This is a genomic window from Nocardioides luteus (assembly GCF_000960475.2).
Taxonomy (GTDB): domain Bacteria; phylum Actinomycetota; class Actinomycetes; order Propionibacteriales; family Nocardioidaceae; genus Nocardioides; species Nocardioides luteus_A.
On the sequence record NZ_JZDQ02000052.1, the window covers coordinates 24,429 to 36,107 of the forward strand.

At 70.5% G+C, this 11,679-nt stretch carries 11 protein-coding genes; 5 read left to right on the forward strand and 6 right to left on the reverse strand.

Annotated features, from left to right (window positions below; translation table 11 throughout):
• Nucleotides 1–21 precede the first annotated feature (21 nt).
• On the reverse strand, nt 22–894 hold the full coding sequence (locus UG56_RS25765) for a serine/threonine-protein kinase (protein ID WP_045550647.1): 873 nt from the start codon (nt 892–894) through the stop codon (nt 22–24).
• Nucleotides 895–902: 8 nt separating this feature from the next.
• Nucleotides 903–1,238, reverse strand: a complete 336-nt coding sequence (locus tag UG56_RS25770; RefSeq protein WP_071327339.1) for a hypothetical protein — start codon at nt 1,236–1,238, stop codon at nt 903–905.
• A 149-nt stretch (nt 1,239–1,387) separates the two neighbouring features.
• On the opposite strand from UG56_RS25770, the gene UG56_RS25775 reads away from it, so the two are divergent.
• The gene (locus UG56_RS25775) at nt 1,388–1,822 is read left to right on the forward strand and encodes a hypothetical protein (protein WP_045550649.1); all 435 of its coding nucleotides are present in this window, start codon (nt 1,388–1,390) and stop codon (nt 1,820–1,822) included.
• Between the two features lie 44 nt (nt 1,823–1,866).
• Nucleotides 1,867–2,949, forward strand: a complete 1,083-nt coding sequence (locus UG56_RS25780) for a baeRF2 domain-containing protein (RefSeq protein WP_143055200.1) — start codon at nt 1,867–1,869, stop codon at nt 2,947–2,949.
• A gap of 20 nt (nt 2,950–2,969) precedes the next feature.
• Here the strand turns inward: UG56_RS25780 and UG56_RS25785 are convergent, their stop codons facing one another.
• The 4 genes from UG56_RS25785 to UG56_RS25800 form a co-directional block, all read right to left on the reverse strand.
• A complete protein-coding gene (locus UG56_RS25785) occupies nt 2,970–3,899 on the reverse strand; it encodes a lysophospholipid acyltransferase family protein (protein ID WP_045550776.1) in 930 nt (309 codons plus the stop codon).
• 79 nt (nt 3,900–3,978) lie between these two features.
• Nucleotides 3,979–5,559: a lactate racemase domain-containing protein gene (locus tag UG56_RS25790; RefSeq protein ID WP_045550775.1), complete on the reverse strand. Its 1,581-nt coding sequence runs from the start codon at nt 5,557–5,559 to the stop codon at nt 3,979–3,981.
• 31 nt (nt 5,560–5,590) lie between these two features.
• A complete protein-coding gene (locus UG56_RS25795) occupies nt 5,591–6,781 on the reverse strand; it encodes a zinc-dependent alcohol dehydrogenase (RefSeq protein WP_045550774.1) in 1,191 nt (396 codons plus the stop codon).
• An 11-nt stretch (nt 6,782–6,792) separates the two neighbouring features.
• The gene (locus tag UG56_RS25800; protein ID WP_256206907.1) at nt 6,793–9,054 is read right to left on the reverse strand and encodes an HAD-IB family hydrolase; all 2,262 of its coding nucleotides are present in this window, start codon (nt 9,052–9,054) and stop codon (nt 6,793–6,795) included.
• A gap of 117 nt (nt 9,055–9,171) precedes the next feature.
• Between UG56_RS25800 and UG56_RS25805 the strand changes: the two genes are divergently transcribed.
• The 3 genes from UG56_RS25805 to UG56_RS25815 are packed head-to-tail and all read left to right on the forward strand — an operon-like array spanning nt 9,172 to nt 11,536.
• A complete protein-coding gene (locus UG56_RS25805; RefSeq protein WP_143055201.1) occupies nt 9,172–10,497 on the forward strand; it encodes a hypothetical protein in 1,326 nt (441 codons plus the stop codon).
• Nucleotides 10,484–10,999: a SigE family RNA polymerase sigma factor gene (locus UG56_RS25810; RefSeq protein WP_045550771.1), complete on the forward strand. Its 516-nt coding sequence runs from the start codon at nt 10,484–10,486 to the stop codon at nt 10,997–10,999. The genes UG56_RS25805 and UG56_RS25810 overlap by 14 nt, the downstream gene beginning before the upstream one ends.
• A gap of 42 nt (nt 11,000–11,041) precedes the next feature.
• Nucleotides 11,042–11,536, forward strand: a complete 495-nt coding sequence (locus UG56_RS25815; RefSeq protein ID WP_045550770.1) for a hypothetical protein — start codon at nt 11,042–11,044, stop codon at nt 11,534–11,536.
• Nucleotides 11,537–11,679 lie beyond the last annotated feature (143 nt).

Sequence of the window (11,679 nt, forward strand, 5' to 3'; positions counted from 1 at the left end):
GGGCCTGCGCCGGCTCGGGGATCAGCTGATCCGCAGCCCGCCCAGCGAGGCGCGCGGAAGCCGCTCGAGCGCGGGCGAGACCGTCTCGGCGATCTCGCCCGGCGCGGGGCGGTCACCGGCATCGGGGGCGAGGCACGCGTCGATGACCTTGACGATCTCGGGCGGCGTACGTCTGGGGAGGGCGGCGGGGCGGGAGACGAGCTGGGGGTAGCGCTCGGTGCGGTCCGCGGCAGAAGGGTCGCCATGAGGGAAGGGGCGTTCGCCGGTGACGGCGTGGAAGAGGGTCGCGCCGAGGGCCCAGACGTCGGAGGCGTTGCCGACCTCGCCGCGCTCGCCGGGCAGGCACTGCTCGGGGGCCATGTAGGCGTCGGTCCCGATCTCGTGGCGGAGCGCAGCGGCCGCAGCGGCGGGCCGGGCCACGGAGAGGTCGATCAGCCGGGCCGGCGAGCCCATGATCAGGTTGCTCGGCTTGATGTCGAGGTGCACCCAGCCGGAGCGGCGCAGGTAGTGCAGAGCCGAGGCGAGGTCGAGCGCCAGCGGCAGGTACTGCTGCTCCGAGAGGCGCCCGTGGCGGCGGATCAGGGTCGAGAGCCGCGGGCCCTCGACGTGCTCCATCACGACGTACGGGCGCTCGCCGTCGAGGTCCTCGCGCAGACCGCGGACGAGGACGGGATGCTTCAGCTTCGTCAGCGCGTCGGTCTCGCGCCGCAGCGCGTTGCGGCTGGTCTCGCTGCCGACCAGCCCCGGTCGCAGCACCTTGGCCACGACCGGACCGTAGGTGACCTCGTCGAAGGCCAGGAAGGCCTCGTACGACGAGCCGCCCCCGAGCAGCCGCATCGCGGTCAGCTCGGGGGTGATCGCGTCACCCTGGACGATGCCCCAGGTGTCGGTCATCGTGTAGCTCAGTCCCTGGTCCGGTCGTTGGTGTCGTCGCGGGTGTTGTCGTCCTTGGTGTTGTCCCGCGTGTTGTCGCGCGTGTTGTCCCGCGTGGCGTCCTTGGTCGCCCGGGTGACCCCGGTGCCGTTGGTCACGGTGTCGTTCCCGGCGTCGTCGCGGGTGACATCGACAGCGTCGTCCGCATCGTCGTCGTCCACGTCGTCGACGGTGGTCACCTGCGTACCCACCTTCTCCTCACGCTTGGCGAAGTCGTCGTCCGCGGCAGCGCTCTGGAAGGTGATCGCACCGGCCGCGACGACACCGACCAGCCCGGTCGCCAGCAACATCGGAAGCTTCTTCATCATTCGTCCTCTCGGTTCTGCCCCGGGTGTTCCCGGCGCCATGCAAGAACCATCTCGGCCGGCGGTGAGGTGATCGTGAGACGACCATGAGAGCTCTCTCATCCGCGAGCCGGTTCGGGTCCTGAGGCGCCGGGTGGTAGGAACGTCCCGTGCAGAGCAGCGAGTGGCGCGAGATCGCGCTCAAGGTCGGTGTCCTGGTCCTGGTCGGGGTGCTGATCTCCGTGGCCGGCTACGGCTACTCGCGCTCCCGCTTCCGCGAGCACGCCACCGATCAGGCCGAGACCGCCGCCAGCCGGTTCGCCCGGACGACGAGCTGGACCGCGGTCGAGGCGAAGCCGGAGCTGGTGGCGCAGTGGGCCCGGGCCTGCCCCTCGGTCCAGACCCCGCCGACCGAGAAGACCGCCGACGCCCGCGGCCACCTGGAGAAGGTACGCATCACCTCCACCGATCTCACTGAGACCGGCGCCACGGTGGAGCTGACCCCGGACGGCGGCCGGTCGGTGTTCACCCTCGTCGTGACCCGCTCCGGGAAGGGCAAGGACGAGGAGTGGCACGTCACCGAGGTGACCTGCGCAGCCAGCTGATCAAAGCCCGTGTCAGATCCCCCGTCGGTGGGTACCACACCGGTATGGACACCGCTGGATTCACCACCCTGTTGAACCGCCCAGGTCCGTACGCCACCGTGCTGGCCGATGTCAGCCAGGACTCGGAGAACGCGGCCCACGCCAAGGAGCTGCGCGTACGCGCGGTCTGCGAGGAGCTCTCTGCACAGGGCGCTCCGCCGGAGGTCGTGGCACAGGTCTCCGAGCGGCTGGAGACGAACCTGCACCAGCCCGCGCCGCTGGCGCACGTCGTCGTCGCGACGCCCGAGGGGATCGCCTTCGACGAGGTGGCCGTCGCCGAGGTCCCGAACCAGGTCGCTACCTGGGACGCACTGCCCGACCTGGGCTCCTGGATCGCCGCCCGTGACGCCTCGATGCCGTTCGTGCTGGTCATGGTCGACCACGCCGGCGGCGAGATCTCGCTGTGGGACTCGGGGATGCCCCGGCCCACGGACACGACCACCGTCGAGGGCGACGAGCTCGAGCACGTGCACAAGGTCCGCGACAACGTCGGCTGGGCCGCCTACCGCATGCAGCAGACCACCGACAACGTCTGGCGCCACAACGCCGACAAGGTGGCCGAGGAGGTGACCCGGCTGATCCGCGACCACGGCCACGACCTCGTGCTCGTCGGCGGCGACCCGACCTCGGTCGCCCGGCTGCAGGAGGACCTCGCCGGCCAACCGGTCGAGGTGGTCGAGCTGGCGAGCGGCCAGCGTGCCGAGGACGGCGGCGACCTGGCTCGCGACGACGCGATCCGCAGCGCGCTGCTCGACCGTGTCGTACGCCGCCGCACCGCGCTCGTCGGACGGCTCGAGCAGGCCTGGGGCCGGGGCGACCGCGCGGCCACCGGGATTCGCGACGTCGCCGACGCCTTCGTCACCGGCCGCGTCGAGACGCTGCTGATCGACCCCGACGCGCTCGCCGGACACACCCTCGACCCGGCGGACCACCCCGGTCTCACCTTCGGCGAGGCCCCCGTCTCCGGTCCGGTCGACGCCGACGAGGCGCTCATCGCCGCGGCGGTCCTCACCGACGCCGAGGTGTCCGTCCTGCCCGCCAGCGTGCTCGGCGGCGCACCGGTCGCCGCCCTGCTGCGCTGGTCCTGACCCGCCTCAGCGGCAGCGGCTCAGCGGCGCCAGGCCCGGATCTTGTCGGGCTCGGTGTCGGGAGACTCCGTGGCCGCCCAGACCTTGCGCCACTCCGCGATCTCCTCACCGGCGGGATCGGGCGTGCGTGACTCCGCGGCGCGGCGCATCGAGGCGTACCAGTCGGTGGCGTCCTCGTCGAGCAGCCTGGCCACCGCCGCCCTGATCCGGGGCGCGAACTCGCGCATCGACTCGCCTTCGGCCGGGCGGAGCGGCTCCCCGAAACGTACGGTCAGCTGACGGCGACCCCCGGAGGAGTCCTTGCCGGGCCAGTTCACCCCGCGCGGCATCGCCGCATAGGTGCCACGGTGGGCGATCGGGACGACCGGGACGCCGTACTCGATGGCCAGGTAGGCGGCACCGGACCGGAACCGGCCGACGGTGCCGTCCTTGGACCGGGTGCCCTCGGGGAAAACGACCAGCGACCAGCCGTCGGCGAGCACCTCCCCCGGCGCGTTCGCGAGCGCGCCGCCGCGGCGGTCGATCGGCAGCGTGTTGAAGACCAGCGAGGAGCCCACCGCCCGCCACCAGGTGTCGAAGAAGTAGTCGGCCGCGGCCGCCACCGCGGTCTTGCGCCGCCATCTGTCCGGGAGCGACAGCAGGATGAGCGGGGTGTCGAGGTGGGAGGCGTGGTTGGCCACGAAGATCACCGGCCCGTCGAGACGCTCGAGCACGTCGAGGCCCTCGACCTGGGTCTTCACCTGCGACCGGAAGACCGCCTCGAGCCCTGCCTGGGCGACCTCCCGGACCGCCCGCGCGGCTGGCCTCCGCGACCACTCGTTGTCGAAGACCGTCGTCGTCGCCGGCGGCACGAACGGCTCCGCCGACCGCGGCACCTGCGCCCGGTGACCCCACCGCCAGCCCCGCTGAAACAGTCGTACGTCGCGGGCGGTGTCCTTCCAGAAGCTCATCGGGCCACCTCCGTAGCGCAAGCGCCAGAATACGGACGCGGCCCGATGAAAGATCCAACGTTCACTCGCTGACGCTCGCTCATCGCACGTCCGCCAGCAGGTGCGGAGGGTTGCGCAGGTAGGTGATCGACGGCGACGGCCCGACGGTCGAGGACGCCATCTCGAGCGCGTCCCGCAGGGTCGAGGCCGACCGGAAGCCCATCCGAGCCGCCGCCTTCGGGTTCCCGCCGACCCAGATGACATCGCCGAGGTGGTCGAGCGCGTGCGCGATCCAGTACCACATGTAGAACGGGTGGACGCCGTGGTAGGCGTTCGAGGTGCGGTAGAGGTGGACGTACCAGGGATCGGTGGCGAACTGCTCCTCGAACTTCGGCCCGATCAGGGCGGGATCGGTCGTGTCGGCCAGCACCTCCTCGTAGAAGTCCACGTAGGAGGGGTGGGTGAGGGTGTTGAAGCCCTCGTCGAGCGGGTGGTAGAGGATCGCGACGCCGCCCTCGCGCACGACCGGCTGCCGCAGGTAGGAGTTGAAGTAGTAGCCCAGGCCCATGCAAGCGGCCAGGATCGGGTTCATGGTCGAGTTGACGTTGTAGGGGCCCAGATAGGGCACGCCCATCACCATCACGTCGGACTGTCCCTCGACCTTGACCCGCTGCTGCTGGTGGACGCGCTGCACGGTGAGCTCGTGGACCGGCTCGACGGCGCCGGCGGTGATCCCGGTCAGGCCGTAGTTGGAGCGCAGGTCGTGGAACATCTTGTGGCGCATCTTCTGCGGGGCCACGGCCAGCCCGCGGCGCAGGCCCAGGACGGTGGCCTGGTCGCGCAGCGACCACTCCCACTCGCGCTTCAGGAGCGTGTCATAGGGGCGACCGAACACCTCGTTGTCGAGCGTCGTCTCGATCTGGAAGACCTTGACGTTCTCCCCGATCAGCCGGCCCATCCGCCAGGCCGAGGAGTGCATCTCGGAGTGCTTGTGGTCCATGAAGCTTCGCGAGTGGACCATCGTCTTGGCGTTGTGGTGGTGCTTGATCGACTTGTAGGACGCCAGCCCGATGCCGACCGACTTGTGGCCGCCGTCCATCGCGACCAGGTTGACGTTGACGTAGATCAGCAGGTCGGAGGTGGCCGCCCGCTTGTTGATCTCGACGTCCTCGCCCTTCTCGGTGACGCCCATGTGCTCGAGGTTGGCGCGATCCTCGGCGTCGTGGTTGTAGAGCAGCCCCTGCGGCGCGAAGCTGCGGAAGACGCGCTCACCGACGATGTGCTTCATCTCGGCGTCGGTCATCCGGCGGTGCAGGGCGAGCGCCGCGATGATCTCGACGTCGTCGACACCCTTCTCGGCCGCGATCGTGAGCACCTGCTCGATGATCCGGCCCCGGATGTCGGGCGCCTTCATGGTGGGCAGCGGCAGGGAGAGGTCGTCGAAGGCGATGGTCAGCCGCATCCCCGGGAACATCAGCTCGCGCAGCGGCTCGGAGTCGACCGGGTTCTCCAGGGCCTCCCGGATCGCCTCCTCGACATCCGGCACCGTCGGCAGCGACTCGGGCGGGTAGACCACCCGGGTGCCCTGCGGGAACTCCTCCAGCCGGAACCCGAGCCCCTCGTGGACGAGCAGGGGCGGCGTACGGTCGTCGACCTCCAGCACGAAGCCTGGGCGTGTCATCGATGACTCTCCTTCTTCAAGACGGCTCTGCTCAATTCGTTCGGCGGGGGTCGAACGCCACCTTGACGGTGCCGAGCCGACCGGCTGAGTGGGCATGGTCGAGAGCCTCGCGCCAGCGGTGGAGCGGGTAGGGCGCGACGCTCTTGGCGAGCCGGCACATGGCGTCGTGGCCGACCAGGTCGAGCGCGGTGGCGAAGTCGCCGGTCCCCCGCGAGGAGGCGTACGTCCCGACCACCTCGAGCTCCCGGAACCAGGCCGCGGACAGATCGGCGGAGGCGGGCATCCCGGAGAGCACCACGCGGCCGCCTGCGCGGGTGGCGTGCAGGCAGGTCTGCAGCGACTCCTTGGAGCCGACCGCGTCGACGGTCACGTCCACCCCGCCGAGCAGGTAGGGGGACGAGAGCATCTCCGGCTCGAGCATGAAAGCGCTGGTCGCCCGGCGGATCCTGCGCAGCGTCTCGGACGGCGCGACCACCTCCGTCGCGCCGAACTCCATGGCCAGCTCGCGCTGGTGGGCGTGCTTGGCGACGACCACGATCTCGCCGGCGTCGGTGAGCTCGCGCAGGGCCAGCGTGGCCAGCAGGCCGACCGAGCCGGCACCCGAGACGAGCACCCGGTCGCCCGGCTTGATCGCGGCCCGCCGCGCCGTGTGGACCGCGCAGGCGACCGGCTCGGCGAGCAGCGCCTGCTCGTCGGAGTAGCCCTCCGGCACCACATGCAGCTGCGAGCGGTGCACCGAGAGCTGCTGGGACCAGCCGCCGCCGGTGTCGTGGCAGAACCCGGTCTGCAGCCCGGAGGAGATGTCGCCGACGGTGATCCGGGAGCACCGGTTGGTCTCGCCCCGCGCACACGCCTCGCACGCCTCCAGGCCGCGCGCGGCGCAGGTCAGGACCGGGTCGACGACCACGCGGGTGCCGGCCTCCAGGTCGCCGCAGGGGTCGAGCAGCTCACCGACGATCTCGTGGCCGGGCACGAACGGCAGGCTCACCAGCGGCTGGAAGTAGAGGGAGGTCTTCCCCGACAGCATCCCCAGGTCTGACCCGCAGATGCCGGAGAGCGAGACCCGCAGGCGGGCCCAGCCCTCGTGCTCGACCTTCGGCGGGTCCAGCGTCACCATCCGCAGCGGCGCCGCGGCCCCGGTGAGCAGCAGCGGCAGCCGGCCGCCGGCGACCTTGCCCAGCGCCGTCTTGGCGACACTGCGGTACATCTCGAGCGCAAGCATTCAGCCCCTCCTCATCGGCGCAGCCCGGCCGGATCGAGCGTGCGGCTCGCGTGCCCCGGGGACTCCCAGTCGACGATCGCCCAGTGCGACTTCTTGGCATGCCGGAAGAGAGGTACGTCGGGCCGGACCGCCACCGGATGCCCGACCGCCGCCAGCAACGGGAGGTCCGAGTGCGAGTCGGCGTAGGCGAAGCAGTCGGCCGTCGAGATGCCCTCGCGACGCGACCACTCGCGGACGAACGACCCGCGCGACTCCCCGACCAGCGGCGAGGCGGCCAGGTGGCCGGTGCAGTAGCCACGGTCGTCGACGGCCAGATCGGCCGCCTCGATGTGGTCGAACAGCGGCAGCAGCGGCCGGGTCAGCGGCCGGATCGCGCCGGTGACCAGCACCGTCAGGTGCCCCGCGGCGCGGTGCTCCCGGATCCGCCGGACCGCGTCCGGGGCCAGCCGCCCGAGGATGTGCGTGGTCAGGTGCTCGTCGACGATCCCGTCCAGGTCGGAGAGCCGCGCACCGGCGTACTCCTTGTAGACCGTACGCAGCAGCGAGCTGCGCTCGGCACGGTCCGCCCACACGTACTTGGGGACCTTGCCGGCCATCCGGGCGATCTCCGCGGCCTTCTTGGTGCCCGACAGCTCGCCGAGGCGCAGCCACAGGTAGGTCTCGATCACGTTGGAGGACATCAGGGTGCCGTCGAGGTCGAAGAAGGCCGCGACCCGCTTCTCCTCGGTGGGCGAGGTCGCCGAGATCCGCGGCATGCGCCCGGGAACCGGCTTCTTGCGCAGCTTGCGGAGCTCGTCGAGCTCGCGGACCGGCTTGGTCACCGACGGCACGTGGATGTCGTGGAGATACTCGTGCCAGTCGATCACGCCGGTGTCGAAGGCGAAGGTCTCCTGGTCGGCCGGCGACAGCGACCGGTAGAGCGCGAGCGTGTTGGCGTCGACGAAGCGCAGATCGGCCTGGGCGTACTCCTTGTAGAGGTCCAGGTAGCGCCGCAGGAACTTCAGTCGCCGGCCCTGCCGGTCGAGGTCGCGCGCCCAGCCGCGGGTGCGGTCGCTGCGCGGGGCCAGCCCGAGCAGCGTGTCGGCGATCTTGTGCACCTTCTCGCCGGTCGCCATCACCCGCTCGACCGAGGCCCCGCCGGGGAACGTCCACTCCGGCAGGCGCGCCGCGCCACGGTCGCCGGCCGCGAACGGCTCCTTGGAGAAGTAGGCCCGCACGGTCTCGTAGAGCATCCCGAACGTCACCGGGTTGCGATCGCCCGAGGCGAGATGGAAGTAGGCCGGATCGCCGTGCGCGGGCGGGTGGGCCAGGCAGGCGACGATCGAGGCGACCACGTGGTCGACGGGCACGATGTCGATGGCGGTGTCCGCGGCGGCCGGGAAGAGCGGGAGCTCGCCGCGCCCGTAGGCGAGGATCAGCGGCTCGGCCATCTTGAAACCCTCGATCCATCCCGGATGCGGGCGGGTGAGGGCCGACTCGATGATCGCCGGGCGGTAGATCGTGGCCCGGTTGCCCCGGGCGGCGTGGGCCTCGACGACCCGCTCCCCCAGCGCCTTGGTGAAGGTGTAGCAGTCGGTCCAGCCGAGCGAGCGCGCCCGCTCGGTGCCGAGGCGCACGAGCTCGTCCTTCACCCACTTCTTCCGCGCCTCCTCCGCGGCAGCGGCGGCGGTCATCAGGCCCGCGCGGCCGTGCTCGCGCTCGGCCTGCTTGCGCAGTCTGGAGATGACCTCGACGCCGCGCGAACGCTCCTCGACGGCGGCCCGCTGCGCCAGTCCCCAGGTGAGCTCGGCCTCGACGTCCACCGCGTGGTCGACCGGCCCCTCGGGGATGTGGCCCCTTCTCCGGCCGGAGACATAGGCGGTCGAGACATGCAGGTAGTGGATGTCGCGCCCGGTCTCCTCGACCCGCTTGAGCAGCTCCCGCACGCCGACGACATTGGTGACGAACCCTTCGTCGACCGGCGGGTCGAAGGACACATCGCCCGCCGAGTGCACCACCGCGTCGAGATCGTCCGGCAGCGCGGGCGGGTCGGAGAGGTCCCCCTCGACGACGTTCACCTGCGCGTCGGCGACCGTCTCGAAGATCGGCTTGGCCAGCAGCTTCGCGATCCGGTCGGTCCCCGAGGTCGATCCCTTGGGGCGCACCAGCACGCTGAGGCGTACGTCCGGAACCTCGGTCAGCAGCAGGTGCAGCAGGGCCTCCCCGACGAATCCGGTCACGCCCGTGAGCAGGACGTGCTGTCCCGCGAGCCGTTCTCTGATCTCAGAGGTCACCCGGGTGATTCTGCCCAATCCAGCAAAGTCCGCACGTCAATTCTGTTCAAATCGGCACCCAACCTTTCGCCGGGCTCGATACGTGTCAGCCATCGGACGACCGATGTGGAGACCGATGTGCTGACTGACCTGCTCGAAGAACTCGCCCGCGAGGCGCCCACCGGCGGTGCCCCGCCCGGGCAGCTGTGGCGTCGTGGCCGTCGGATGGCTCGTACGCGGCGTGTCGGCACCGTCGCCATCGCTGCTGTCGCCTGTGTGCTGCTGATCGCTCTGGGGTCGGTGACCTGGCAGCAACGCGCGGTCGAGCCGCCCGTCGCGGACACCGAGACGAAGACGTACGTCCCGGCACGGATCTACACGCCTAGCCCCTTTCTCCCGGGGACGGATGAGCAGGGTCCGCCAGGGGTCCTGATCGCGACGATCGAGGCCGAGCGCGAGGGATGGGTCGATCGTGGACGTGGGCTGGTCGGGGTCTCGGCGACCACCGGCGACTACCGGTTCCTCGACCTTCCCGACGCGAATCCGGAGTACCTCGGTGATGCCGCGCTGTCACCCGACGGCCGGCACGTGGCGTACTGGATCACCGGCTCGGTTCCCGATCCGCTCCCGGAACGTCCGAAAGTGCCGAGCAGCAGCGCATTCTCTGAGCTGCCGCCGATCGTCGGTTACGCCGTCTACGACACCGTCACCGGCAAGGTCGGACGACGGGTGCAGTCGACGCAGCATGGCCTCGGCAGCCAAGCCTTCGTCTGGTTCGACCCTGGGCATCTGGCTGTGACGTACGGCCAGATGCGGGACTGTTGCAGCGCCACCCCCAACCGGACCCTTGTCCATGATCTGGCCAGCGGCACGGCCAGCGCTCTGTCGGTCGACGTCACGATGGCCAGCACGAACGGCCGTGGGACCCTCATCGACGGCAGCGCCGACACCGAGCGGCGCACCGGGACGAGCACTCTGATCGGTGCCGACGGTTCGACGCGATCGGTCAGGACGCGCACCTCCGATGCGTCGAGGACGAGCGGCAGCATGTTCGCCGTCCTGAGCCCTGATGCGACGAAGGTCGCGTTCCTCACCGGATCCTCGACGCCGGACACCGTCGAGCTCGTCGGCATCGAGGACGGGACCACCCGCACGATCGACCTACAGAGCCTTGGCGTTGTTGCCTGGCTGGACGCGACCCACCTCGCCGCCTACGCCGAACGTCCCGACGACGAAGCCCATCTCGACCTTCTGTCGGTGGACGTTCGTGACGGCTCCACGACGACGTTCGTCCGGAACGCAGACGAGGCCCGGTTCGCGATCAACCTCCTCGACTCGCCGGTCCGCGACCAGCCGGACCCGCCGGAGCCCTGGTCTCCGTGGAGGATCACAGGCACCGCGGCTGCGGTCGTCGCCGGCGCTGCGATCGCGATCCTCGTCTGGAGGCGCCGTGTGGGACGCTGACAGCCACAGCTTCGAGGACTTCGTCGCGGCACGCCGCCCGGCCCTGCTGCGTACGGCCTTCCTCCTCACCGGGCAGGCCGCCGACGCCGAGGACCTGGTCCAGACGACGCTCATCAAGGTGGTGCCGAGCTGGGGCAGGATCAAGGACAACCCCGAGGCGTACGTCCGCAAGGTGCTCGCCCGGGAAGCCACCACCCGGTGGCGTACCCGCCGCTGGCGGGAGACCGTGGTCGAGCACCTCCCCGATCGCGAGGCGACCGGCCCGGACCTGACGTCGAGCGTCGCCGTTCGGGACGCGCTGCTGCGGCTCGCGCCCCGGCAGCGGGCCGTCATCGTCCTGCGCTACTACGACGACCTCACCGAGCGCGAGACCGCGGCCGCGCTCGGCGTCTCGATCGGCACCGTCAAGTCCCAGACCAGCGACGCGCTCGCTCGGCTCCGCGCGTTGATCCCAGATCTGGCCGCACCCGACGGAACCTCGGTTGCGGGCTTCCGAGGGTGACCTGAGAAACTGCGGGGAACCCCGAAACCCGAGGAGACGTACGTGTCGAGGAAGCTGCTGAGCGTCGCGGCTGTCCTCTCGGCGACCGCTCTCGCGGGCTGCGGATCCGGGGAGCCCAGCAGCGGCAGCCCCGGGCCCAGCCCCGTCGCCTCACCCGTCGAGGCCTCCGGGCCCTGTCTCTTCGAGCCTGAACAGGTCGCCCGTGCCATCCCTGGCTCCTGGTCCCACACCGCTGACGAGGACGTCTGCACCTATACCAGCGATCGGGGTGCGATCTTCGTGACGACGCTGGTCGACACGTCTGTCTCTGCTGGGCTCGATGCGAGCCGGGAGGACTGCCTGGCTTCTCCACCTCCTGTGGATGTCGGGGATCGGGCGTTCGTGTGTATCGAGTCGCACGAGGACGGGGATCTCGTCGTCGGGAACGTCGCTGTCGGGAACCGGCTGTGGTCGCTTGTCATCGTTCCTGATGAGGGGGTTCATGATGCTGAGCTCGGGGCGATGGGGCGGCTTGTGGAGATGGTCGCTGACTCTTAGGGCTGGTCGCTTCGAGACCAACACAGTCCTCTTCTTGGGGAGAGCTCGGTTGGCGACTGTGTTTTCGGGTCAGGGTTCGCCGCCGACCCGTTCTTTGAGTGTTTCTCGATCGCGCGCCGCGTCAAGGACGGGCTTCGCCCGCC